A 25,671-nucleotide genomic window follows, 5' to 3' on the forward strand; every position below is an offset into this window, starting at 1 on the left:
GAGTGAATTCGCCTGACTTCAAAAGGAAATCACATTGGCTTCGCCACAATCATTCCGGACTCCCTACGACAGGCGTGTCGAGCTGGTCTCGCACGCCATCAAGGACAACTCCAAACTCAGCGGCAACGCGGCAGACGAACTGGCTGTGCATGTCCTGCGCGCGCTGAATTCGATACCGGAACAGATGCGTTGACCGGCGGGGCCCGCCACTGACCTGACGTCGCGCCCGCCGCCCCGGTGGGACTTTCGCTCAGGAAAGGCGCCAGGCATGTACGAGGTTCGGCGACGACGAATGGCTTCGGGCTCGGCCCGGGTGCGTTTGCGTTGAACGCGTCGATCGCCGAGCAGTTACTCGAAGCCGTCAGCGGCTGCCGTGGAGTCGATGCGGCCGACCGGCTGTGTGAGGCGTGCGTGACGCTCCTCGACGTCGACGCGGCGGCCATCTCATTGGTGTTCGACGGCACCAACACCGGGACTCTCGGATCGAGCGGCACACGGGCCAGGGAGTACGACGAGTTGCAGTTCACCGTCGGGGAGGGGCCGTGCCTGGACTCGGTGACCAACCGGTCCCCGGTGCTGGTGGAGGATCTCGGTGACACCGCAGGCAGGCGCTGGCCGATCTACGGACCCGCGATGCTCGATATGCAGATCCGCGGCATCAGCGCCATGCCCGTCGTGGTGGCCGGCGAGTACGTCGGCGCGCTGGATCTGTTCCGGGCAGAACCCGGGCCCCTGACCTCGGCTCAACTGGGCGGCGCGGCCGCCGCCGCCGAGTTGGCCGGTGTTCCGCTACTGGATCTGCTCGACGTCGACATGCAGGCCGCGGCCAGCGACCCCGGTAGTAGCGCCTGGGCAGAGCTCAACGCGCTCTCCCGCGCCGACGTCAGCCAGGCCACCGGCATGCTCGTCGCCCAGCTGGAAGTGGAGCCGGCGGAGGCGCTGGTTCGGTTACGCGCCTACGCCTACTCGAGCGGCCGGGCGGCCACCGACGTCGCCCGCGACATTCTCGAGCGCACACTGAAGTTGGAGGCCGGCTGATGTACATCCGCGAACCCCAGCGAGGAGGGCGTCGTGACTGAGAACGTGCGAGAGACGCAGGTGCTGGACGCGGTGGTGTCCTTCGTGGATCGCCTGCTCCTCGACTTCGACGTGGTGGACCTGCTCACCGAGCTGACTGAACGCTGCGCCGAACTGCTCGATGTGGCGGCGGCGGGGTTTCTGTTCGCCGATTCGTTCGGCAAGCTCAACCTGATGGCGGCGACGTCCGAGCAGGCCCGGGAGCTGGAGTTGTTCCAGCTGCAGGCTCACGAGGGCCCGTGTCTGGATTCCTATGCCTCGGGTGAACCGGTTTCAGTGGCCGACCTGCAGGTTGCTTCCGGCCGGTGGCCGAAGTTCGTTCCCGCCGCGCTCAACGGTGGGTTCGCCTCGGTGCATGCGGTGCCGATGCGGGCGGCCGGCGAAACCCTGGGCGCCCTGGGCCTGTTCGGCGCGACTGCCGGCGAGCTCACCGACGGTGACCGGCTGATCGCCCAGACACTGGCTCACATCGCATGTGTCACGATCCTGCAGGAGCGGGCGCCGACACCGACGACGATAATTCCGCAGCTGCGCAACGCCTTCGCCAGCCGCATCGTGGTGGAGCAGGCGAAGGGCTTCCTGCGGGAACTCCTCGACATCTCCGTCGAGGATGCATTCAAAGTTCTGCGGGGTTACTCGCGGGCCAACGGCGAACACCTGACCGAGGTCGCGCGCCGGTTGATGACCGACCGCCATTCCCGCCCCGTGCTGGTCGCGGCAATCCTCGCCTTCGCCGGCGAGGCCGACGGTTAACGGCCGTTCCTGGCCCGGGCGCGGCGCACGGCCTCGTTCACCAGCTGCTCGGCCACGACGACGAGTTTGACGTTGTCGGCCTGGCTCAGCCGCTTGAGCCGGTCGAACGCCTCCTCCGCGGTCGCCCCCGAGCGGCTGCGGAGAATCCCGATAGCCTGGTCGATCACCGCACGGCTACCCAACGCCCGTTGCAGCCGTTCGGTCCGCTCCCGCGCACCTGCGAGCAGTTGCGCGTTGTACACCGACACCGAGGCCGACGCGGCGAAGCGCGAACCCAACTCCACGGCGTGGTCACCGAACGCGTCCCGGGCACGGGCATAGGAGTTGACCGCGCCCACCACCGTCTCGCCGACGACCAAGGGCAGCGACAGCGCCGAGTGCACCCCCATGCGCGCCACCCTGCCGCCGAAGTGCAGCCAGCGGTCGTCACTACCGAGCGAGCCGCTGACGGCGGCCCGGCCGGTCCGCATCGCGGTGATGCAGGGCCCCTCGTGCAGGATTTCGTACTGGACACCGTCGATCTCGGCGACGAAGTCCGCCGTGGCCGAGAACATCTGGATCTGTGGTCCATCGAGTTCCGGCTGCAGCAACGCGATGCTCACGCCGTCGACGCCGGGAATGGCGTGCGCGGCGAACTCCGCGACGTCGCCCAGCAGTTGCCCGACGGGGCGGGCGTCGGCGACGAGTCCCGCGACGCCGGTCAGTCCCGCGCGCAGGTCCATCTCGTCGGCTTCGCGCTGCGTAGCCGACAGATCTGACGGGGTGGCCCGGCCGGGCTGTGCGTCGAAATCAGCCATCTATGTTCGTGGAGGGTACTCGCTTCAGCTCACCAGCGAGAGCGCATGCGCGCGCCGCAGCTTTCCCGACGGTGTCTTCGGGATCGTTCCGGGCGCCAGCACCACCACGTTGCGCGGCCGCACGTCGACCTCGGCGAACACCTCGTGGGCGACCTGCCGTTCGACACGCCGCAGCTGTGTTTCGTCGGCATAGTCCTTGCATTCGACAGCAACTGCGAACGTCTCGCGTGAGCGGCCCGCGTCCAGTCGCACCGCGACGGCGCACCCGGGACGTACGCCGTCGACGCGGCCGGCGGCCCGTTCGATGTCGGTGGGGTAGATGTTGCGGCCGGCCATGATGATGACGTCCTTGAGGCGACCGCACACCACGACGTTGCCGTCCTCGGTGAGGTAGCCGATGTCGCCGGTGTCGTACCAGCCACGCTCGTCCTGGGCGGCGATGAACCCGGCGACCGTGGTGTACCCCCTGGTGACCGGTTCCCCCCGTACCTCGATGACGCCCACACCGCGGGCGGGCAGCTCGGCGCCGTCCTCGTCGACGACACGAAGCTCCAGCCCGTGCAGGGGCCAGGCCCAGGCTCACCAGGCGGCGGGTGTGGCCCTTGGTCGTCGGTACCGCCCGGTGCAGGACGGCGAGCAGGTCGGCGTCCACCTCGTCGACGACCATGCCGCCCCCGCATGCGGAGAACGACACCGCGACCGTGGTCTCGGCCATGCCGTAGGCGGGGATGACCGCTCCCGGGTCGAGGCCGAAGGGGGCGCCGGCGGCGCAGAGATCCTCCACATCGTCAGGGTCGACCTGCTCGGCGCCCGACAGCGCCCACCGTAGCGACGACAGGTCGAATTCCCCGGGGGTGGCCTGTCGGCGCAGCCGCCGCGCCAGCAGGTTGTACGCGAAGTTCGGCGCAGCGGTCATCGTGCCGCGGTACTTGTGAATCAGCCTGGGCCACAACAAGATATCGTTGAGAAAATCCATGGGTGTGGCCTTGACCAGTTCGGCGCCGAAGTACATCGGCACCGTCAGGTAGCCGGTCATGCCCATGTCGTGGAAGCAGGGCAGCCAGCTGACGATCACGTCGGTGTCGATGTCGAAGTCGCAGCCGGCGGTCATCGCGTCGGCGTTGGCGACGATGTTGGCGTGGCTGATCTGGACGGCCTTGGGGGAGCCGGTGGAGCCGCTGGTCAACTGCATCAGGGCGATGTCGTCGTCGTCGGTGTCGACGGGGTCGATCGGATCTTCGGCGAGCAGGTCGGCGATGGTCAGCACGGTCATGCCCGAGCCCGACAGCACGGGGGCGGCGGCCATGAACGGATCAGAGACGACGACGGCCTTCGCGGCGATCATGGTGATGACGGCGGTGGTCTCCTCGGCCCAGCGCACCAGGTCGGTGCGAGGGGTGGGTTGATGCAGCATGGTCACGCTGGCGCCCCGCATCCAGACGCCCTGGGCCGCCGGGGCGATCTCCACGGGAGCACCGGCCAGCATCGCCACCGCGTCCCCGGGGCCAACGCCGGCGGCAGCCAGACCGCCGGCGATTCTGCGGGCACGCTGGTGGACCTCCTCCCAGGAATGCCGCACCGGCGAGTGCGGCTCGCCGGTGTTGAAGCCCTTGGTGCTGCGGTGGGCGTTGGCGTACATGGTTTCGGTGAATCGGCTCATAGGCAGCCCTTTATCGCAGTAGCGCGCACGCGCTGGTGAGGTGAATGCACGGCCCTCCTCAAAAGGGCTGTGCTGTCGGGTGATGCGAGGGAGACGCGATGTCGGACGTACCGACTGTACGAGCAGTGCAGTCGGTGACGGCGTAAGCGCGCCGGGTTCGGGACATAACTGTGAGCGTCTCGATACCGGACTCCCGCGTGTCTAGCACACCGTGACATGCCGGCTGACGTCGAATTAGGTTCGACGGGGATGTGATCGCCGTCGTGACGTGACCGGGAGGCTGGAGGATCAACCTGGCTAGACCGTAGCGTGACCGAGTCCGGTGTAGTGCATTAAACCCTTAACCCGGTCCTTATGGGCCTCGAGGCGTAGACTCGAATCAGCTGGTGATCCCAGCAGTCCGGTTGAGATCAGTTTCTGCGCTTGTGCGCTGATCCCCCGAGTCTTCACCTACGCCGGTCACGCCGGTGGCAATAGCCCTAAGTCGGGATAATCTTGAATGCTCCAACGTTAGTCAACCATTTGTCCGCGCCGTTCGGGATGCAAAGTTTTTCCTACGTACCGAGATTCGGCATCCTGAGTACCTACGCGCCGACAGTCTGTGGGCTGGCAACCTTCAGCGCCGCGCTCGGCGCCGGTCTGTCCGCGCGCGGTGTCGACGTCGAGGTCGTGCGCATCGCGGACGGGCCCTCCTCAACAGCGAATGCCGTCGTGGCAGAGCTCGTCAACGGTTCGGCGGCCTCCGTCGCGGCCGCGGCACAGGCGCTCAACAGGAGCGATGTCGCCGTCGTCCAGCACGAGTACGGCATCTACGGCGGACCCGACGGTGACGAGATTGTCGAGGTCATGAAGAAGCTCACCGTCCCGTCGATCGTGGTCGCGCACACCGTCCTCAAAGATCCGACGCCGCACCAGCTCTCGGTGCTCAACGCGGTCCTCGAACTCGCCGATCAAGTGGTCGTGATGACCGAGGCGGCCCGCTCACGCCTGCGCGCCGGCTTCACCGTCGACGGCCGCAAGGTGAGCATCATCCCGCACGGCGCGGCGTTGCCCACGGCTGTCGCGGCGAAGCGGGGCGGCCGGCCGGTGATCCTGACCTGGGGTTTACTCGGCCCGGGCAAGGGCATCGAGCGCGTCATCGACGCCATGCCGTTGCTGAAGGATCTGCCGCAGCGGCCGCGGTATCTGGTCGCGGGCCGCACCCATCCGAAGGTGCTCGCCGCCCAGGGTGAGGAGTACCGCGAGGGCCTCATCGCCCGCGCGCAGCGTCTCGGGGTCGGCGACGCCGTGTCCTTCGACTCCGCGTATCGCACTCCGGCGCAGCTGACCGAACTCATGCAGTCCGCGTCGGTGGTGGTCCTGCCCTACGACTCCAAAGACCAGGTCACGTCCGGTGTGCTGGTGGACTCCGTCGCCAGCGGGCGACCCATCGTCGCCACCGCGTTCCCGCACGCCGTCGAACTGCTCTGCAGCGGCGCGGGCACTGTGGTGGCGCACGACGATCCCGACGCACTGGCGACAGCCCTGCGACGGACACTGACCGACCCGCGCGCCGCAGGCACCATGGCCTCCGAGGCGCGCGGACTGGCGCCGGCGATGGCCTGGCCCGTCGTGGCCAAGGCGTATGTCGGCCTGGCGCAACGCCTGGTCGCGGCACGGCTGGCCGCTGCATGACCGACGTTGTGGCACAGCCCGTTTTCACCCATCTGCTGCGAATGACCGATCATCGCGCCACTTTCGAGCATGCCGACCTGGCCGAGCCGCGGCGCGAGCACGGCTACTGCACCGACGACATGGCCAGGGTGCTCATCGTCGCCACTCGGGAGCCCCACTCGACGGGTGAGCTGAACGGCCTGGCAGGCAAAGCCCTGATGTTCCTCAACGACGCCCAGTCCCACGACGGCACCTGCCGCAACCGGTTGAACGTCGGGGGTCACTGGACAGACACCCCGAACACCGACGACCACTGGGGTCGCATGGTCTGGGGTCTCGGCACCGCCGCCGCCCACAGCGACGTCAGCATGGTGCGCCGGCTGGCGACGATCCAGTTCGAACGAGCTGCCCAGACCAGGTCACCGCACCCGCGGGCGATGGCCTTCGCTGCGATCGGCGCCGCAGAGCTCCTCGCCGTCACCCCGGGGAATGCCCAGGCACACAGACTCCTGACCGACTACGCCGGTTCTCTCGGTGAGCCGACCGGCAATCCCGAATGGCCCTGGCCTGAACCGCGTCTCACCTATGCGAACGCTGTGCTGGCCGAGGCGATGATCGCCGCCGGGGTGGCTCTGGACGACGCGGCGTTGCGTCAACGCGGGCTCGACCTGGTGGAGTGGCTGCTGACCGTCGAGACGATCGACGGGCACCTCTCGCCCACCCCCGTCAGCGGGCGTGGACCGGGCGACGCACAGCCCGCGTTCGACCAGCAACCGATTGAGGTGGCCAGCCTCGCCGATGCGTGCGCGCGCGCCGCCGTCATCGATCCGCGCGCACTGTGGCCCGAGGCCATCGCCTCGGCTGCGGCGTGGTTTGCGGGTGACAACGACCTGGGCCTGCCGATGTGGGATCCCGACACCGGTGGTGGTTACGACGGATTGCACGTTGACCGGGTGAATCTGAACCAGGGCGCGGAATCGACCTTGGCCGCTTTGTCGGTGATGCAGCAGGCGCGGAGATTCTCGCCTGTCCCACAATGACGTCGACGCGCGCGGAACTGGTGACCCGTAGCCCGCAGCGGGTTGCGGCGGACCCCCGCCGAGTGGTCACGCATCTGTTCGTGCCCGGCCAGGAAGGCTTCGAGCACCAGGAGTCACGAGCCGGCCTGGTGCTGTCCAGGATCCTCGCGTTGAGCGACGAGGACGTCCAGGCGACGCTGCACGATGTGCTGACCCGGTTTGCGGACCGTCATCGCGACCTGGAGGGAACGTGGCGCAGCCATGCCGACGAGCTCGCCGACCGCCTGGATCCGCACCGTGAGCTCAGCGATTCGCGAATGTTATTGCTGGGCGCGACATTCACCAACGAATATGCGATCGAGGGCGCGGCGCTGTGCAATCCGAGCATCGTCGCTCACCCCGACCAGTCCGGCATCGCCGAGGGAAACCTGAAGTTCGTGATGAGCGTGCGCGGGATCGGGGAGGGCCACCGTTCCACCATCGGCTTCCGAACCGGTGTCGTCGACGCGGCGGGTCGCGCCACCGTCGACGAACCCGCTCCGTTCGCCTCCACCGGACGCATCGAGTCCACCCTGCTGGACGCGGCGTTCTTCCGGGCCGAGCTCGACCGCCACGACCAGGCAGGCGAGGTGGCAGATTACGTGTTCGACGCTCTCGGTGCACTGTTCACCAGATCCGATCTGGACGAGCGCCTCGACAGGCTGGGTGCCCACCTGAGCACCCGCGGACACGCCGAAGACACGATCGCGACGATCCGCGGTATCGCGTCCCGCTGCTACGCTGTCGAATTCGACAGTGCGGGCGCGCTTTCCGAACGGGTGCTGTGGCCGGCCATGGAAGCCGAGCAGGCCGGCATGGAGGACGCGCGCTTCGTCCGCTTCGTCGATGACGACGGCTCGTTCACCTACTACGCCACCTACACCGCCTACAGCGGATCGCACATCAGTCAGCAGCTGCTCGAGACCACGGATTTTCAGACGTTCACCTCCACGCCGCTGGTCGGGCCCGCCGCCGCCAACAAGGGCCTGGCGCTGTTCCCGCGAAGGATCAACGGGCGGTACGCCGCCATGTCACGGTCGGACCGCGAGACCAACACCGTCGCGTTCGCCGACCATCTGTCGGTCTGGCCTACGGCGTCGCCGTGTCAGCAGCCGATCGAGGCCTGGGAGACGTTGCAACTCGGAAACTGCGGGCCGCCCATCGAAACCGACGAGGGCTGGCTGGTACTGACCCATGGAGTCGGGCCGATGCGCACCTACAGCATCGGTGCCATCCTGCTCGACCTCGACGATCCGACGCGGATGATCGGTCGTCTGCGCCGGCCCTTGCTGACGCCTTCCAGTGACGAGCAGGACGGGTATGTGCCCAATGTCGTCTACTCGTGCGGTGCACTCGTCCACGCGGGGACTTTGGTGATCCCGTTCGGCATCTGTGACAGCGCCATCGGCGTCGCCACGGTACCGCTTGCCGACCTGTTGGCCGAGCTCGCCGAGGAGCCCGTGTCCCCGCAGTGGTAGGTCCGGCGTTCTTTCGGGGTAGGCTGGGACAAACCCGCCGATGTGATGCATTGTCTCGCTCGACCGGTTGTCGCACATTTTCGGTTTCAGGGTCTGTCGCCACGCCCTTCGGCTGGACCGACTTCTTAGGACCGCATGGCCATCACTGATATCGCCCGTTACACCCATCTGAGCCCCGAAGACATCGACGGTCTCGGGCGCGAACTCGATCTGATCCGCAGCGACATCGAGGAGTCGCTCGGAACCCGGGACGCCAACTACATCCGGCGCACCATCCTGTTCCAGCGCTCACTCGACGTCGCAGCCCGCGTGCTCATCGCTGCCACCCGGTCGAAGGCCGCCTGGGCCGTGGGCACCGCGGCGCTGGGCTTCGCGAAGAGTGTGGAGAACATGGAGATCGGCCACAACGTCAGCCACGGCCAGTGGGATTGGATGAACGACCCGGAGATCCACTCCAGCACCTGGGAGTGGGACATGGTTGCGGTCTCGTCCCAGTGGAGGTCGTCGCACAACTACCGCCACCATGTGTTCACCAATGTGCTGGGCGAAGACGACGACCTCGGCTTCGGCGTGATGCGGGTGACGTCTGACCAACCGTGGACCAAGGGGCACCTGCTGCAGCCGCTGCAGAACCTGATCCTGGCGCTGGGGTTCGAATGGGGCATCGCGCTGCACGGTATCGAGGGCCGCACCCGGCCCGAGAAGATCGCGCAGATGAAGACGGTGGTGCGTAAGGTCGCCCGCCAGGGCGTCAAAGATTATGTCCTGTGGCCGGGGCTGAGCCTCAAGCGCTGGCGCCGGACCCTGCGAGCGAACGCGGTCGCCAACCTGCTGCGCAACCTGTGGGCGTATGTGGTGATCTTCTGTGGGCACTTCCCCGATGGCACACAGAAGTTCCTGCCGGAGGTGCTGGAGACCGAGACCAGGGCCCAGTGGTATCTGCGGCAGATGCTGGGCACGGCCAACTTCAGGGCCGGTCGGCTGCTCGGGTTCGCCAGCGGCAACCTCTGCTACCAGATCGAACACCATCTGTTTCCGGACCTGCCGAGCAACCGCCTCGCCGAGATCGCCGCACGGGTGCGGCCGTTGTGCGAGAAGTACGACCTGCCCTACCTCACGGGTTCGCTGGCCCACCAGTACGCTTCGACGTTGCGGACCATCCACCGACTGGCACTGCCGGACCGGACCGCGGCCACGGCTTAGCCACGGTCCGGTGCCACCGGGTCACCTCAGGCCGTCGCCTCCTCGGTGACCGGCTCGACCCGCGGCCACGGCTTCGGCTTCGGGCGGGGACGGACATGGGTCGGCCACCAGAACCACTTGCCCATCAGGGCGGCGATCGACGGTGTCATCAGCGAACGTACGACCAGGGTGTCGAACAGCAGGCCCAGACCGATGGTGGTGCCCACCTGCCCGATCGTGATCATGTCGCTGACGACCATGCCGATCATCGTGAAGGCGAACACGAATCCCGCTGCGGTGACGACGGATCCGGTGCCGGCCATGGACCGGATGATCCCGGTGTTCAGCCCGGCATGGATCTCCTCCTTCATGCGCGACACCAGCAGCAGGTTGTAGTCGGCGCCGACGGCGAGCAGCACGATCACCGACATCGGCAGGACCATCCAGCTGAGCGGGATGCCGATGATGTGCTGCCAGATCAGCACTGACAGACCGAAGGACGTGCCCAGGCTGAGGACCACGGTGCCGACGATGACGGCCGCTGCCGCAACGGCTCTGGTGAGGATCACCATGATCAGGAAGATCAGGATCAGCGACGCGACGGCGGCGATCAGCAGGTCGTAGTCGGCGCCCTGTTGCATGTCCTTGTACATCGCCGCGCTGCCGCCGACGTAGACGGTGGACCCCTCCAGCGGGGTGCCCTTGATGGCGTCCGCCGCGGCGATGCGCAGCGGTTCGATGTGGGCGGTGCCGTCCTCGGTCAGCGGGTCACCTTGGTGGAACACGGTGAAGCGCACCGCTTTTCCGTCCGGTGACATGAACAGCTTGATGCCGCGCTGGAAGTCGGCGGTCTGGAAGGCCTCCGGCGGCAGGTAGAAGGTGTCGTCGTTGCGGGCGGTGTCGAACGCCTCGCCCATCGCCGTGCTGTCCTCCTGCATGGCGATGTTCTGATCCTGCTGCATCTTCTGAGCCTGGTACTGGTTCAGCATGATCTGCTTCTGGTTCTTCATCGTCTGGATCATCGCGGGCATGAGCGCCGCCATCTGCGGGGTCAGCTGCGCCATGCGCTCGATGTCGGGAACGAGTTCGGTGAAGTCGTCGGCCATCGTGCCGATGCCGTCGAGGCTGTCGAAGATCGAGCGCAGCGCCCAGCACATCGGGATGTTGTAGCAGTGCGGTTCCCAGTAGAAGTAGTTGCGCAGCGGGCGGAACTGATCGTCGAAATCGGCCAGGTGGTCCCGTACTTCGGTCAGGTTCACCGACGTGTCGTTCATCTTGTCGGCCATCCGGCGGCTGACGTCGGCCAGTTCCAGGGTGATGCGCTGCATCTGCTCCATTGAGTCGATGGTCACCTGCATCTCGTTGGCCTGCTGCAGCGTGTTCTCCAGCACGGTCTGCTGGAAGTCGTTGTTCAACAGCTGGCCGGTGCCGCTTTGGCCGAGGGTGTAGGCCAGCGATGCGTGCTTGATCGGTTTGCCGTCCGGGCGGGTGATCGTGGTGACCGACGCGATGCCGTGCACCCGGACCAGTGCCTTGGCGATCTTGTCGATCACCAGGAAGTCCGCCGGGTTGCGCATGTCGTGATCGGATTCGACCATCACCAGGTCGGGGTTCATCTTGGCGTCGGAGAAATGCCGGTCGGCCGCCGCGTATCCGACGTTGGCGGGCACGTCGTCGGGCAGGTAGATCCGGTCGTTGTAGGTGGTGTGATAGCCGGGCAGGGCCAGCAGGCCCACCAGGCACAGCACCATCCCCATCACCAGGATGGCGCCCGGCCAGCGGACCGTCGCCGCGCCGAGCCGGCGCCAGCCGCGGGCGCGGCCGTTGCCCTTGGGCTCCAGTACTTTTCCGAATCGGGTGACGATCGAGATCAGCGCCGGACCGAGGGTCAGTGCGGCGGCCACCACGATCGTCATGCCGATCGCCAGCGGGAATCCCATGCTCTGGAAATACGGCAGGCGGGTGAAGTGCAGGCAGGCGGTCGCGCCGGCGATCGTCATTCCCGAGGCGAGGACCACGTGGGCGGTGCCGTGGAACATGTCGTAGTAGGCCGATTCGCGGTCCATCCCCGACCGCCGGGCTTCCTGATAGCGGCCGATCAGGAAGATCGCGTAATCGGTGGCGGCGGCGATCGCCAGCGTCACCACCATGCTGGTCGCGAAGGTGGTGAGCCCGAAAACCTCGTGGTAGCCGAGGAAGGAGACGATGCCCCGGGCGGAGAAGAGCCCGATGAACACCATCGTCATGGTGACGAGCATCGTGACGAACGACCGGTAGATGATCAGCAGCATCACGATGATGATCGCGATCGTCACGCCCTCAATGGTTTTCATGCTGGCGTCGCCGACGATGTTCTGGTCGGTGGTCAGTGCCGCGGGCCCGGTGACGTACGCCTTGACCCCCGGCGGAGCCTGGTTGGCCTCGACGATGTCGCGGACAGCCTGCACGGATTCGTTGGCCAGCGCCTCGCCCTGGTCACCGGCGATGTAGACCTGCACGTAGGCGGCCTCGCCGTCGGTGCTCTGGGCGCCGGCCGCGGTGAGGGTGTCACCCCAGAAGTCCTGGACGTGCTGCACGTGGGTGGTGTCGGCGTTGAGTTCGCGGACCACCTCGTCGTAGAACGTGTGCGCGTCCGGCCCGAGCGGTTCCTCGCCTTCTACGACGATCATCACCGAGCTGGAGGTGTCGTATTCGTCGAACTTGTCGCCGACGTGCTTGGTCGCGATCAGCGCCGGGGCATCGTTGGGGCTCATCGACACCGCGCGGAGCTTGCCGACCTCTTCGAGCTGCGGCACAGCGGTGTTGAGGAACGCGACGATGCCGATCCAGACCAGGACGATCGGGATGGCGAACGTTCGGATGAAGCGCGGGAGCTTCGGGCGCGAGGGGGCCGCGTGCCGCGCCGGCGGTATGGCGTCGGTGGGCGCGTCGTCGGTGACTGTCATGCGGCCTTCACCAGGCAGTAGGTCGCGGCGTTCAGACCCTCAGCCGTCCTTTCGTCCTTGACCTCGTCGTCGACGGTGACGCGGCAGCCGATGGAATGACCGTCGCCCTGGGCCATGATGTTCGGCATCACGGACGGCAGCGTCGTCTCCAGCGTCAGCGACCAGGGCAGACTCACCTGACCGGTGCGCTGCGGCTTACCGTCGAGGTCGACGTAGTTGATGGTGGCCGACGAGCCGGAACCGAAGATCTCGTAGGTGACGACCTTGGGGTTGAACGACTCTGCGGTGTCCGCGTCGACCGGGGTGACGATCGCGCCCTCGGATCCGAACACCGAGCGAAGGTGCGAGACGCTCAACGCACCGATCGCGACCGCGGCCACCACCAGGACGGGCAGCCAGACCCGCTTGACCGCGGTGATCACCGCACGCTCCGCGCGCGATCGGCATGGCCGATCGACGACTTCCCGGGAGTTTTTGCGCGCATGACAGCTGCAGGCAAGGTCGTGCCTTTCGATGAGAGAGAGACGCCGCGGGCCGCCAGATGGCATGCGATCGCGTAGGGAATCTAAGCCGGTAAGTGGATAGCGTCAATCCGGTTATCGCGGTTTGGTAAGGCACATCACTAAATTGGGCTTTGTGATTGACAAGCACTGCCGTGGTCTGCGCAAGGAGGCCGAACTGTGGCAGCGATACGTCCGGGCGGCGACGCGGCCGTCCGTACACTCGGCGCCATGAGTGCAGCGCCCGGGGCGTCGAGCCTGCGCAAGGACGCCGAGCGTAACCGGCGGCGGATCATCGAGGCCGCCCGCGAGCTGTGTGCGACGCGCGGGTTGGAGGCCACGCTCAACGAGGTCGCCCACCACGCCGGTCTCGGCGTCGGCACGGTGTACCGGCGCTTTCCGACCCGGGAGGCGTTGTTCGCAGCGATCTTCGAGGACGGGATCGACCAGCTCGTCGTGTTGGCCGAGTCCGCACTGCAGGCCGAGGATTCCTGGGACGGCTTGTCCTGGTTCGTCTGGCAGATGTGCGAGATGACGGCCACCGACCGCGGTCTGCGCGAGGTCGCGTTTAGCAGGGCGTACTGCGGTGGGCGGGTGGACGCCGGGCGTACCCGGCTCGAACCGTTGGTGTCGAAACTGATGACGCGGGCCGCGCGTGACGGCTATCTGCGGCCTGAGGTGTCGTCGACGGACATGCCGCTGCTCGGGTTGATGGCGGGCGCGGTGAGCGAGTACTCGGGCGACGTGTCGGCCGATCTCTGGCGACGCTATGTGGCGGTGCTGCTGCAGGGCATGCGCTGTCACCCTGGTCAGGAGCGCTTGCCGGTCAGCGCACTCACCCAGACCGAAATGGAATCCGCGATGAACCGGTGGCCGCCGACCGGCGCCGGCGAGTAGGCGGGTCGACGGGTTCGAGTTTCCTCCTACGCACGAGATTGCGCTGACGGTCGTGGCCCGGGCCTTAGGCACAGATCGCACTTGTTCGCGGCGGCAAGAACGCGCCGGTTTGATCCAGATCACACCGGGGGTATCTCGGGGGGATGGAACGGCTGAGTGGGCTTGATGCGGGATTGTTGTACAGCGAATCGTCCACCGTGCCGCTGCATGTGTGTTCGATCGTCGAGCTGGACACCTCGACGGTCCCGGGCGGCTACAGCTTTCAGCGATTCCGCGACGAGCTGGCCAAGCGCATCCCCGCGGTGCCCGAGTTCCGGGCGAAGCTGGCCGACAGCGATCTGAATCTCGATCACCCGGTCTGGGTGGAGGACAAGGACTTCGACCTGTCCCGCCACCTCCACCGGGTCGCGCTGCCCGCTCCCGGTGGACGGGAGGAACTCGCTGAGGTGTGCGGCCACATCGCGTCCGTCCAGCTGGACCGCACCAAACCGCTGTGGGAGATGTGGGTGATCGAGGGCGGCGCGAGGAAGAACAGCCTCGCGCTGATGATCAAGGTGCACCACGCCGCCGTCGACGGTGTCTCTGCGGCCAACCTGCTCAACCAGTTGCTCGACGCCGAGCCTGACGCGGCGCCGCCGGACCCGGTCGAGGGCCCCGGTGACGCGTCGTCGCTGGGCATCACCGTCGACGGGCTGGTGCGGTTCGTGACCCGGCCGCTGCAGCTGACCCGGGCGATACCGGTGACCGCGGCAATGCTGGCCAAGACGGTGAACCGGGCTCTCACCGGCACCGCGATGGCGGCGCCGTTCTCCGCGCCGACCACGCCTTTCAACGACCGGCTCACCTCCGAGCGCAACATCGCGCTGATCCAGCTGGACCTCAACGACGTCAAGGAGGTGAAGGAGCGGTTCGACATCAAGGTCAACGACGTCGTGATGGCATTGTGCGCGGGGGCGCTGCGCGGGTTCCTGGCCGAACGGGACGAACTGCCGGACAAGGCGCTGGTCGCGGTGGTCCCGGCGTCGGTACACGGCCAGTCTGGCCGGCCCGGCCGCAACCAGCTCTCCGGCATGTTCTGCAATCTGCACACCGACATCGCCGACCCGCTGGACCGGCTGCTGGCGATCGCCGAATCGGACCAGAACGCCAAGGAGCACAGCGGGTCGCTGGGGCCGACCCTGCTGATCGACCTGGCCCAGAGCATCTCTCGCACCGGGTACGCCTGGCTGCTGGGCCTGCTGTCGCGTACCCCGCTGAGCCGCACCCCGATCCTCAACGCCGTCATCTCCAACGTCGCCGGGCCGACGAACACGCTGTACAGCTGCGGCGCCGAGGTCACCGCGCTGTATCCGCTGGGCCCGATCTTCCACGGGGCCGGCCTGAACATCACCGTGATGTCGCTCGCCGACAAGCTCAACGTCGGCATCATCTCGTGCCCGAACCTGGTCAGGGATCTGTGGGACCTGGCCGATCGCTTCGAGTTCGAGCTGAAGGAGCTGGTCAGCCGCTGTTGACCCCCGCCCGGTTAGGCGGCGCCGCGATCGGGAAGCCTAATCGGCGGCCGGTCGACGAAAGGATTGCATGTTGAGCACCCCGAAGGGCGGCTCTCGCTTGGGCACCCGGTTCGGGCCCTACGAGCTGCAGTCGGTGATCGGGGTCGGGGGAATGGGCGAGGTGTACCGCGCCTACGACACCGCACGCGAACGCATGGTTGCCATCAAGTTGCTGCGCCCCGAGATGGCCGCCGACCGCAGTTTCCAGGACCGGTTCCGCCGCGAGTCCCGGGTCGCGGCCCGGCTACAGGAACCCCACGTCATCCCGGTGCACGACTTCGGGGAGATCGACGGCGTCCTCTACATCGACATGCGGCTGGTCGACGGCGCCAGCCTCAAGGAGGTGCTGCGCGCCGAAGGGGCGCTGCAGCCCGCCCGGGCGGTCGCGATCATCCGGCAGGTCGCCGCGGCGCTGGACGCCGCCCACGCCAACGGCCTGGTCCACAGGGACATCAAGCCCGAGAACGTGTTGCTGACCCCGGACGACTTCGCGTACCTGGTCGACTTCGGTATCGCGCACGGCGGCGGCGAGGCGTCGGTGACGTCGACGGGCCTGGTGGTCGGGTCGAGCGCCTACATGGCGCCGGAGCGGTTCAGCGGGGACCGCGGCGGCCCCGCCTCTGACGTGTACTCACTGGCGTGCCTGCTGTACGAGTCGCTGACCGGCAGGGCGCCGTTCGAGGCAGCCGACGTGCGGCAGGTGTGGAGCGCGCACATGTTCGCGCCGCCGCCGCGGCCGAGCATCATGCGCCGCGGTGTCAGCCGGGCCTTCGACGACGTCGTCGCCCGCGGCATGGCCAAGCAGCCTCACGAGCGCTACCCCACGGCCGGCGAGCTGGCCCGCGCGGCCGAGGCGGCCGTCGGCGCAGCTGGTGACGGGGCGCCGGGCGCGGCACCGGTCGCCCCGGCCACCCCGCCGCCGACGCGGCAGTACTCCGCGGTGCACCCGGCCCCCGCGCCGCCGATGCCGACGCCTCCTGTTCCGCCGCCCGCCCGGCGGTTCAGCCGCGGCCAGGTCGGCTTGGTGGTCGCCACGATCGTGCTGTTCACCGCCGCGCTCGTGTTGGCCGCGGTGCTGGTGTTCACCGGCGGCGGGTCGGGGACGTCGGCGCCGAGGATCGCCGCCCCGCCGTCGTCGTCGCCGTCGTCGTCGCCGGCCACCCCGACGACCACGACAAGGTCAGCCGTGGAAGGGGTGTCGGGCACGGATTCGCAAGGCTTCGTAGGGCATACGGCACGGTGTGACTCGCAGAGCACGCCGGCCGCGCTGATCCGCACCTCGCTGTCGCTGGCGGTCATCTGCGAGACGGCCGACGGCGACTTCTACTACCGCGGCGAGCGGCTGCGCGACGGCGCCAACCGCGAGATCCGCGGCGCCACGCGCTCCGGTGACGGCTTCGTCGTCACCGGTTCGGATGGTGCGCGCTACGACGTGCAGCCCGATCAGCTGACCATCTCCAGTGGTGGCAGCGTGGATTCGGCCGAGCCGGCGCTGGAGTACGGCGCATCGCGCTGACTTCGTCCCGAGCCCTCAGTCGCCTCACCACCCTCACGGCGGTGGCGGTGGCGGCGGCGGTGGTGGCGGGGGTGGAGGCGGCGGCGGAGGCGGCGCAAAAAACGGTGGTGGCGGTGGGGGTGGCGCTCCGAACGGCAACCCGATCGGTGGCAGCCCCGGGATCTGGATGACGTTGGGCGGCGGGGGCGGCGGCGCCCCGGGCGGTGGCGGCACGATCTGGGGTGGCGGCGGCCGGTAGACCACCGGCGGGATGCCGTTGCTGGTGATGATCGTGACGATGGAACCCGGGATCGTCTTGCCGCGCGGCGACGTCCCCACCACCGCGCCCTTCGAGGAGTTGCTGTTCACCGACGTCGGCTGCGCGGCGACCTGAAAACCGATCTCCTCCAATTTCTTCCGCGCCTCGTCGAGCTTGAGCCCGGAGACGTCGGGCACCTGGCTGTTCGGTCCGCCGTCGACGTAGCGGGGCTCGGTGGGGGGCATCGCGATCGGCCCGAAGTCGTCGGCGATCGGTTTCATCGCCCGGTACCAGGTCAGCGCCGGTTCCGTGCCGCCGTAGAGATCTCCCTCGCCGCACTGGCGCAGCGGATAGGAGCACAGGCCCGACGGCGACGGGGAGTCGTCGAAGATGTAGTTCACAGCGGCGTAGCGGTTGGTGAAGCCGAGGAACCCCGACGAACGGTGGGACTCGGTGGTGCCGGTCTTGCCGGACATGGGCAGGTCCCATCCCACCGAACTCGCTGCGCCGGTGGCGGTTCCGCCGGTGTGGTCCTGGCCGAGCGCGTTGGCCAAGGTGTTGGCGAGCCCTTCGGGGACCACCTGCTCGCAGCGCGGCGCCTGCAGCTGGACCTCGTTGCCGTCGCGGTCGAAGACCTTGTCGATCGGGCTGGGCGGACACCACATGCCGCCCGAGGCCAGCGTGGCCGCGACGTTGGTCAGCTCGAGGGCGTTGACCTGGAACGGGCCCAGCGTGAACGAGCCGATGTTCTGCCGTTTGATGAAATCGGCGAGGCTCTCGTTGCTTTCCGGGTCGTAGACGCGGGCGGTGCCGGGTTCGGCGTAGGACCGCAACCCGAGCCGGACGGCCATGTCGACCGCGCGGGGCACCCCGATCTGCGAGATCAGTTTCGCGAACGCGGTATTCGGCGATTTCGCCAGCGCATCGGTGACGCTCAGCCGGCCCGCGTATCCGGAGACGTTGCGCACGCACCAGGTCTTGCGGGGACATCCGCGTTCGGTGGTGTCGCCCAGGCCGGTGGCCTGGAACGACCCGGGCACGTCGAGCTGCGCGCTGATGCCCAGGCCCATCTCCAGCGCAGCGGCGGTGGTGAACACCTTGAAGATCGAGCCGGCGCCGTCGCCGACGAGCGAGAAGGGCTGTGGCTGCACGGTTTGCCCGGCATTGAGGTCCAGTCCGTAGCTGCGGTTGTCGGCCATCGCGACCACGCGGTGGTCGTTCTTGCCCGGCAGGATCACGCTCATCACGCTGGCCACGCCGGGGGTGGTGGGTTTGGCGGCGTCGCTGATGGCGTTCTTGACGCTGGCCTGGATCTCGGGGTCGAGCGTGGTGCGGATCAGGTAGCCGTTGCGGGCCACGTCCTCCATGCTCAGGCCGGTTTGGGCCAGGTAGCGCATCGCGTACTCGCAGAAGAACCCGCGGTCGCCGGCGGCGATGCAGCCCTGGGGCAGCGGGTCGGGCTGCGGCAGCACCCCGAGCGGCCGGGTCTTGGCGGCGCGCAGCTCGTCGGCGCGGTCGGGCAGGTTCTGGATCATCGTGTCGAGCACGACGTTGCGCCGCGCCAGGGCGGCGTCGGGGTAGGTGTACGGGTCGAGAAGGCTGGTGGACTGCACCATCCCGGCCAGCAGGGCCGACTGCGACCAGGTCAGGTCGGCGGCGTTGGTACCGAAGTAGGTGCGCGCGGCCTCCTCCACGCCGAAGGCGCCGTTGCCGAAGGACACCAGGTTCAGGTAGCGGGCCAGGAGTTCGGCTTTCGGCAGCAGCTTGTCCAGGGCCAGGGCGGCCCGGATCTCGCGCAGCTTGCGTGCCGGGGTGACCGCGATCGCAGCCCGCCGCTCGGCGTCGGTCTTGGCTCTGACCAGCAGGTTGAAGTTCTTGACGTACTGCTGCTCCAGCGTCGAGCCGCCCCTGGTGGTTTTGTCGCCGCGCACGTAGCCGGCCAGTCCGGTCAGCGTGCCCTGCCAGTCGACGCCGTTGTGCTCGGCGAAGCGCTTGTCCTCGATCGAGATGATGGCCAGCTTCATCGTGTCGGCGATCTGATCGCTGGGCACCGGCCAGCGCCGCTGCTCGTAGATCCACGCGATGGGGTTTCCCGCGGCGTCCACCATGGTGGACACGATGGGCGCGTGGCCCCTGACCAGGTCGGCGGACTCGTCGGTCGCCGACTCGGAGACGCGCATCACGGCGGTGCCGGCACCGCCTACGAACGGGAACATCATTGCGGCGATGAGCAGGCCCATGATCAGGCAGCAGCCGGCCAGTTTGGCGGCGGCGCTTGCCTGTGCCCGACGTCGGTCGTGCATGGCGCCAGCCTAAGACGGACCGATGTCCGTGGTGACCGGTTCGGTGGCCTCCGTCATAGATCTCCACCACGCAGGCGCCGGTCACTACACGGCCCGTGCCTGCCCAGGACGACTGACCTGCGACCGGGTAGCGTGCTCACACGTCGCGAGCCCGGGAGCGGCGAATTCGTTGAGTGTGCAAAGACTTCGGCGTCGGGCGTGTCGCGCCGATCGGAAAGGACGAGGATGACCACGAGCACCGATGCGTCGCCGCCGCGGTCCAGTGCCGCTGAGACCCGGCGGGCCATCTGGAACACGCTGCGCGGGTCCTCGGGCAACCTCGTCGAGTGGTACGACGTCTACGTCTACACGGTGTTCGCGTCCTACTTCGAGGGCCAGTTCTTCGACGAGACTGAGAAGAACTCGACCGTCTACGTGTATGCGATCTTCGCCATCACGTTCGTGATGAGACCGGTCGGGTCGTGGTTCTTCGGCCGGTTCGCCGACCGCCGGGGACGACGCGCGGCGCTGACGGTCAGCGTGTCGCTGATGGCGTTGTGTTCGGCGGTGATCGCGCTGGTGCCGTCGCAGGCCAGCATCGGTCTCGCGGCGCCGGCCATCCTGATCCTGGCGCGCTTGGTACAGGGCTTCGCGACCGGCGGGGAGTACGGCACCTCGGCGACCTACATGTCGGAGGCGGCGACGCGGGAGCGGCGCGGGTTCTTCTCGTCGTTCCAGTACGTGACCCTGGTCGGCGGGCACGTGCTGGCGCAGTTCACGCTGCTGATCCTGCAGACGTTCCTGTCCGACGACCAGATGCGCTCGTTCGGGTGGCGTATCGCCTTTGCCATCGGCGGCGTGGCCGCGGTGGTGGTGTTCTGGCTGCGGCGCAGCATGGACGAGTCGTTGCCGCAGGACGTGATCGACGCGGCCCGCTCCGGCAAGAATCAGGGCGCCGGGTCGATGCGCGAACTGCTGACCGCCTACTGGCGGCCGCTGCTGCTGTGCTTCCTGATCACCATGGGCGGCACCGTCGCGTTCTACACCTACAGCGTGAACGCGCCGGCGATCGTGAAGTCCACCTACGACGGTGCGATGACCGCGACCTGGATCAACCTGGTCGGCCTGATCTTCCTGATGCTGCTGCAGCCCGTCGGCGGGATCATCAGCGACAAGGTCGGGCGCAAGCCGATGCTGGTGTTCTTCGGGGTCGGCGGACTGTTCTACACCTACGTGCTGATCAACTTCCTACCCGAAACCCATTCGCCGCTGGCCTCTTTCGCTCTGGTCGCCGGCGGCTACATCATCTTGACCGGCTATACGTCGATCAACGCGCTGGTGAAGTCGGAGCTGTTCCCGGCGCACGTGCGCGCCCTCGGGGTGGGCCTCGGGTATGCGCTGGCGAACTCGATCTTCGGCGGCACTGCGCCGCTGATCTACCAGGCGGCCAAGGAGCAGGGCCAGGTCCCGCTGTTCATCGGATACGTGACGGTGTGCATCGCGGTGTCACTGGTGGTGTACCTCTTCTTCCTGAAGAACAAGAGCGAGACGTATCTGGACCGGGAGCGGGGCTCGGCGTTCCTGAAGTAGTCAGGGGTCCAGCACGGTCGCGCCGCCGCGCCACGCGTCGAGGATGTTGTCGACGCGTCCCTGCACCCGCTGCCGGGACTCGTCGTGGTCCGACCCGGACAGGTAGAGGTCGTCGTAGTCGGTGTCGACGCGGCGCACGGAGTTCGTGACGGCCAGCGCGACGGAATCGGGTTGGGCGGCGCTGCTGCGGCCGCGCCGGCGGCCACCGCCACGCACCGCGGCGTAGTAGCCGACCGCTTCGGCGCGACTCGGCGGGCAGCCGGGGAACTGGTCCCGGATCCCGTCGGTGATCTCCCGCCGCAGCTGCTCGTTCACGCTCGCTTTGCGTCGGGGCCGGTCGGGGTCGGCCAGACAATGGCCGGCCGCGAGCTCGACGGCGCGCTGCTCGGTCAGGATGCCCAGGCGCTCGCGGCGCATCCGTTGGGTGTTCATGCGCACCACCGTCGCCGACACCCGGGCGGCTTTCTTCGCGTGGCGGGTGAGCGCGGCGTCGCCGGCGGGAAGGAACACCAGGTGGCCGAGCCCAGCGCAGGCCGGGCAGATGCCGCCCCTGGTATCCCGCAACATCAGGTCGCCGGGCTCCCCGCAGGTGCCGCATTCCCAGGAGTGCTCCGCGGCGAGCACCGTCGGCTCACCGGACCGCGGCGCGGGTGCTTTCGGCGCGGGGTCCTGCGCGGGCGCCCACCGGGTCCGGAAACCGTGCTCGATGCGGGGGTCGCCGTCTGCGGTGAACGCGAAGCCGGGATAGGGGGTGTCCCAGGGCTTCATGTCGTGCTGTTGCGCCCAGCTTCGCAGGGCGTCCAGTGCGTCGGCGGTCTCGGCCTCGGTGGCGCGGATGCACCGGTCGAGGGAGCTCACCACACCCAGCAGCCACAGGTCGGCTTTGGCCGGCAGGAGCCAGCCCACGCCGATCATCACGTCGATCGGCGTGACGAAGCCCTGATCGGCGAGCGTGGCTTCGGCGATCTGCGCGACGCGGGCGGGCAGGCGTGTCATGGTGAGCCCGACAGTAGATCCGTGCTCCGACAGGTCACCGTTTCGGTCGTCGGTGCGCTGGGTAGCCGGTGCCGGTGTTTGGGCAGGACCTGGTGACCAGGGCATGAGTTTCAAGGGCGCGGTCAACAGGGCCACCGGCAGCCGCACCGTGGAGTGGATCGCGCGGGCGGGTTATCCCGTCAGCGGGCTGCTGCATCTGCTGATCGCCTACATCATCGTGCGGATGGCGTTCGGGTTCAGCGGTGACGCCGACCAGACGGGGGCGCTGGCGACGCTGGCCGAGCAGCGGGGTGGGGCGCTGTCGCTGTGGGTGGTTGTCGTGGGGCTCGTCGCGTTGGCGATGTGGCGGTTGGCGGAGACGGTGGTGGGCCTGCATCCCGGCGAGCACAGCCACGCCCATCTGCGGGAGTCGCCGCTGATCAACCGGCTCAAGGCTTTTGGGCTGGCGGTGGTGTACCTGGCGCTGGCGTTCGCGGCGGCGCAGTTCGCGCTCGGGGTAGGCAGGCAGGGTAGTGAGCGGGCCGAAGGCCTGAGCGCACGGTTGATGCAGTCCGACGGCGGAAAGGCTGTGCTGGTGGCGGTCGGGTTGGCGATCGCCGCGTTCGGCGGCTACTTCGTCTACAAGGGCGCGGCGCGGAAGTTCCTCGGCGATCTCACGGTGCCCGGCGGCCGGCTGATCACGGTGCTCGGGGTGTGCGGCCACGTCGCCGAGGGCGTGGTGCTGTTCGCCGCGGGGATGTCGGTGATCGGGGCGTCGTTCCTGCAGGATCCGACGCGCGCCACCGGTTTGGACGCGGCGGTCGAGGCGCTCGGTCAGGCGCAGCACGGGCATGCGATTCTGCTGGTCGCGGCAACGGGTTTCGCGGCATACGGGTTGTACAGCTTCGCGTTGACGCGGTATTCACGGATGTGAGGCTGTTGTGCTCGCTCTGCTTGAGGTGCTGGCCGCGAGATTGCGGTGAGGGCTGTGCTCTGGTTCGTGCGCACGACCGTAGGCGCAATCTCGTGGTGTCAGCGCTTCGTCGACCAAATTGCCGAACCTGCACCGGGGACAGGTCGAGAACGGTAAGCAAGAAGCCGTGACTGCGGGGACATATGTGGGTCGAGTCGGCGGATTGGCGGTAGCTCTCGGTATCGGAGCTGCGGTGCTGGCAGGTGCGGGCGTGGCGCTGGCGGATGACGGCGCCGCATCGGGAGCCTCGCCGGCTGCGTCCAGCACATCCGAGACGACGGACACCGGGCCGGCCAACCCCGCCGCTGACGGCACGGACGACTCCGCGGACGACGCCGACGATGCGGACGAAGATCCTGCCGAGGACACCACTGAGGCCGACGAGACTGCCGAGGTCGAGGACGACGACGCCGAGGACAGCCTCGACGAGGACGACATCGAGGACGAGGTGTCCGACGATCCGGTGCCCGCCGACGAAGCGGTGCGCGACGAGCCCCCGGTCGACAAGGACGAGGCGGTCGACGACGAGCCCGAGGTCGTGTCGCGGGACATCTCCAACGTCGTCCACACGGACTTCAAGACCGACACGGACGACGAACCCGCCGCGCCGGCGGAGTCCGCGCTGGCGTTGACGGTGATGGCCACGGCGCGGGACAAGGCCGACGAGGACCCCACCTCGGCGGCTCCGCAGGCGACGACCAGCCTGGCCGAGGATTCCTACCCGATTCCGACCGACGTCGAGGTCACCGAGATCAAGCCGCCCCTGGAGTGGTTGCAGAAGATCCCGGTGCTCGGCCAGTTCGTGGTGACCCCGATCGTGCACCTGATCCACGCGATCCCGTTCGTCAGCGAGATCCTGCATCCGTTGATCGGCTTCCCGATCGACCACAATGCGCCGCCGGGGACGCCGAGGGCCCGCACGGTGCGGGTGAAGTCGTTCGACGGCACCGAGATCTACGTGAACTTCATGCCGGCCAAGGGATTGCAGGCCGGGCAGTCGGCGCCGACGGTGCTGTCCGGTCCGGGTGTCGGCCTGCCGGGGTCGACGACGCTGGGTCTGGACATTGACAGCTTCCTGCCGCACGACGTGGTCGGGATCGGGATGCTGCGCAAGGCGGGCTACAACGTGGTCACCTGGGATCCGCGTGGGGAGTGGCATTCCGGCGGCCGGATGCAGTTGCAGTCACCGGATTTCGAGGGCCGCGACATCTCGCACATCATCAGCTGGCTGGCCACGCTGGACTCGGTGGAGAAGGTCGACGGCGACCCGAAGATCGGGATGGTCGGCGTTTCCTACGGCGGTGGCATCCAATTGTCCGCAGCCTCAGTCGATCGACGGATCGATGCCATTGTGCCGACCATCGCGTGGAACAGCCTGGTGGATGCGATCTTCCCGCAGCAGGCGGTCAGCAGCGTGTGGGGGACGTTCCTGAGCGCGCTGTTGGTGGGGGTGGGGGCACGGCCCAACGAGCGGGTGCTGCCCGCGGTGATCGGGGCGGTGCTCACCGGCAAGGCGAAGCAATCCGACATCGACGAGTTCAACAGGCTTAACTTCGCCGATCGGCTCGCCAACATCAAGGCCCCGACGTTGCTGATCCAGGGCACGGTGGACACACTCACCACGCTGGCCCAGGCCGACCTGAATGCTCGGGCGTTGATCGACGCGGGCACCACGACGAAGGTGGTGTGGTTCTGCGGGGGCCACGGCGCGTGCCTGGGCAGTTTCAACGACGGCCGCAAGGTGTGGGGCGAGACGATGGAGTGGCTGGACCGCTACGTCAAGGGCGACGAAACCATCGATCCCGGACCGCAATTCGAGTGGGTGGATCAGCGCGGGGACTGGTACTCCTCGGAGGTCTATCCGGTCGCGGCAGGTGAGTCGGTCACCGCGACGCTGGCCAACGGAGGCAAGACAATCCCGTTCGTCCCGTTCGTCGGTGGGTCCGGGCCGAACCCGCTGATCGTGACGCGGGGTGTGATCCGCGCGGTGATGGGGCTGGGGGCGGGAGCACCGGCGCTCAGCGCGGTGAACCTGCGCGTGCCGGACGCGGCGCAGTTCACGCATCTGCTGGGCGCTCCGGAGGTGACGTTGACGTACTCGGGCACCGGTAACGCCACGCACGTGTACGCGCAGCTGGTCGACGACGAGACCGGCTTGGTGCTGGGCAATCAGGTGACACCGATTCCCGTTGTGCTGGACGGGACCTCGCGCACAGTGACGTTGTCGATGGAGCAGATCGCGCACACGCTGCGGCCGGGGGAGTCGGTGACCCTGCAGGTGGTCACCTCGGCGTTCGGGTTCCTGAACTTCTACTCGTGGGGGCGCATCACGGTTGAGGGGATGTCGGTGAGGCTGCCGACGATGGCGGCGGCGCAGGTGGTTGCGGTCGCTGCGTAAGGGCTTCCAGAACACCGCCTACGAGTCGCTGTCCTGGAGGCGTTGTTCGAGGTAAAAGGTGGCATGGGGTACGTACGCTTGCTGCCGTCTGTGCCGTGCAGCGCGCTTTCGAGTTCGAGTGCTCGACGACCACCGTGTGCAGCGGG

The 25,671-nt window shown here is 67.9% G+C and carries 18 protein-coding genes and 1 pseudogene; 13 read left to right on the top strand and 6 right to left on the bottom strand.

Translation table 11 applies throughout. The features are described from left to right. The first annotated feature begins 34 nt into the window (after positions 1-34). From C6A87_RS04305 to C6A87_RS04315, 3 genes are all read left to right on the top strand, one after another. Complete coding sequence (locus tag C6A87_RS04305) at positions 35-193, top strand: DUF6307 family protein (protein WP_311116137.1); 159 nt, start codon at positions 35-37, stop codon at positions 191-193. Positions 194-324: 131 nt separating this feature from the next. Further along, positions 325-1,038, top strand: a complete 714-nt coding sequence (locus tag C6A87_RS04310) for a GAF and ANTAR domain-containing protein (RefSeq protein WP_311116138.1) — start codon at positions 325-327, stop codon at positions 1,036-1,038. Positions 1,039-1,071: 33 nt separating this feature from the next. Then, the gene (locus C6A87_RS04315; RefSeq protein ID WP_311116139.1) at positions 1,072-1,830 is read left to right on the top strand and encodes a GAF and ANTAR domain-containing protein; all 759 of its coding nucleotides are present in this window, start codon (positions 1,072-1,074) and stop codon (positions 1,828-1,830) included. Here C6A87_RS04315 and C6A87_RS04320 read toward each other — a convergent pair. Further along, positions 1,827-2,627 (bottom strand): GAF and ANTAR domain-containing protein, encoded by an 801-nt coding sequence (locus C6A87_RS04320; RefSeq protein WP_311116140.1) that lies wholly within the window; start codon positions 2,625-2,627, stop codon positions 1,827-1,829. The genes C6A87_RS04315 and C6A87_RS04320 overlap by 4 nt on opposite strands. A gap of 24 nt (positions 2,628-2,651) precedes the next feature. After that, positions 2,652-4,287, bottom strand: a pseudogene (locus C6A87_RS04325) (fatty acyl-AMP ligase). A gap of 540 nt (positions 4,288-4,827) precedes the next feature. On the opposite strand from C6A87_RS04325, the gene C6A87_RS04330 reads away from it, so the two are divergent. From C6A87_RS04330 to C6A87_RS04345, 4 genes are all read left to right on the top strand, one after another. Then, positions 4,828-5,961 (top strand): glycosyltransferase, encoded by a 1,134-nt coding sequence (locus tag C6A87_RS04330; protein WP_311116141.1) that lies wholly within the window; start codon positions 4,828-4,830, stop codon positions 5,959-5,961. Continuing rightward, positions 5,958-6,980: a glycosyltransferase gene (locus tag C6A87_RS04335; protein WP_311116142.1), complete on the top strand. Its 1,023-nt coding sequence runs from the start codon at positions 5,958-5,960 to the stop codon at positions 6,978-6,980. Before C6A87_RS04330 ends, C6A87_RS04335 begins: the two co-directional genes overlap by 4 nt. Continuing rightward, positions 6,977-8,476, top strand: a complete 1,500-nt coding sequence (locus tag C6A87_RS04340; RefSeq protein ID WP_311116143.1) for a glycoside hydrolase family 130 protein — start codon at positions 6,977-6,979, stop codon at positions 8,474-8,476. Before C6A87_RS04335 ends, C6A87_RS04340 begins: the two co-directional genes overlap by 4 nt. A gap of 135 nt (positions 8,477-8,611) precedes the next feature. Next, the gene (locus C6A87_RS04345; protein ID WP_311116144.1) at positions 8,612-9,679 is read left to right on the top strand and encodes an acyl-CoA desaturase; all 1,068 of its coding nucleotides are present in this window, start codon (positions 8,612-8,614) and stop codon (positions 9,677-9,679) included. A 26-nt stretch (positions 9,680-9,705) separates the two neighbouring features. On the opposite strand, the gene C6A87_RS04350 is transcribed toward C6A87_RS04345, so the two are convergent. Beyond that, on the bottom strand, positions 9,706-12,603 hold the full coding sequence (locus C6A87_RS04350) for an MMPL family transporter (protein WP_311116145.1): 2,898 nt from the start codon (positions 12,601-12,603) through the stop codon (positions 9,706-9,708). Beyond that, positions 12,600-13,025, bottom strand: a complete 426-nt coding sequence (locus C6A87_RS04355) for an MmpS family transport accessory protein (RefSeq protein ID WP_311116146.1) — start codon at positions 13,023-13,025, stop codon at positions 12,600-12,602. Before C6A87_RS04355 ends, C6A87_RS04350 begins: the two co-directional genes overlap by 4 nt. 309 nt (positions 13,026-13,334) lie before the next feature. Here C6A87_RS04355 and C6A87_RS04360 point away from each other — a divergent pair, with 309 nt between their 5' ends. From C6A87_RS04360 to C6A87_RS04370, 3 genes are all read left to right on the top strand, one after another. Continuing rightward, the gene (locus C6A87_RS04360) at positions 13,335-14,000 is read left to right on the top strand and encodes a TetR/AcrR family transcriptional regulator (protein ID WP_311116147.1); all 666 of its coding nucleotides are present in this window, start codon (positions 13,335-13,337) and stop codon (positions 13,998-14,000) included. Positions 14,001-14,143: 143 nt separating this feature from the next. Further along, positions 14,144-15,514 (top strand): wax ester/triacylglycerol synthase family O-acyltransferase, encoded by a 1,371-nt coding sequence (locus C6A87_RS04365; RefSeq protein WP_311116148.1) that lies wholly within the window; start codon positions 14,144-14,146, stop codon positions 15,512-15,514. 70 nt (positions 15,515-15,584) lie between these two features. After that, positions 15,585-17,069 carry a serine/threonine-protein kinase gene (locus tag C6A87_RS04370; RefSeq protein WP_311117815.1) on the top strand — a complete coding sequence of 495 codons (1,485 nt, stop codon included), beginning with the start codon at positions 15,585-15,587 and terminating at the stop codon, positions 17,067-17,069. A 33-nt stretch (positions 17,070-17,102) separates the two neighbouring features. Here the strand turns inward: C6A87_RS04370 and ponA2 are convergent, their stop codons facing one another. Then, positions 17,103-19,610, bottom strand: coding sequence for a transglycosylase/D,D-transpeptidase PonA2 (gene ponA2 / locus C6A87_RS04375; protein ID WP_311116149.1), 2,508 nt, complete (start codon positions 19,608-19,610; stop codon positions 17,103-17,105). Between the two features lie 225 nt (positions 19,611-19,835). Here ponA2 and C6A87_RS04380 point away from each other — a divergent pair, with 225 nt between their 5' ends. Continuing rightward, the gene (locus C6A87_RS04380) at positions 19,836-21,179 is read left to right on the top strand and encodes an MFS transporter (RefSeq protein ID WP_311116150.1); all 1,344 of its coding nucleotides are present in this window, start codon (positions 19,836-19,838) and stop codon (positions 21,177-21,179) included. Here the strand turns inward: C6A87_RS04380 and C6A87_RS04385 are convergent, their stop codons facing one another. Continuing rightward, positions 21,180-22,175 carry a DUF2293 domain-containing protein gene (locus C6A87_RS04385; protein WP_311116151.1) on the bottom strand — a complete coding sequence of 332 codons (996 nt, stop codon included), beginning with the start codon at positions 22,173-22,175 and terminating at the stop codon, positions 21,180-21,182. A gap of 103 nt (positions 22,176-22,278) precedes the next feature. On the opposite strand from C6A87_RS04385, the gene C6A87_RS04390 reads away from it, so the two are divergent. Next, positions 22,279-23,088, top strand: coding sequence for a DUF1206 domain-containing protein (locus C6A87_RS04390; protein ID WP_311116152.1), 810 nt, complete (start codon positions 22,279-22,281; stop codon positions 23,086-23,088). Positions 23,089-23,272: 184 nt separating this feature from the next. Beyond that, the gene (locus C6A87_RS04395; RefSeq protein ID WP_311117816.1) at positions 23,273-25,525 is read left to right on the top strand and encodes a CocE/NonD family hydrolase; all 2,253 of its coding nucleotides are present in this window, start codon (positions 23,273-23,275) and stop codon (positions 25,523-25,525) included. Positions 25,526-25,671: the final 146 nt, after the last annotated feature.

It is taken from the genome of Mycobacterium sp. ITM-2016-00317 (assembly GCF_002968295.1).
GTDB lineage: Bacteria > Actinomycetota > Actinomycetes > Mycobacteriales > Mycobacteriaceae > Mycobacterium.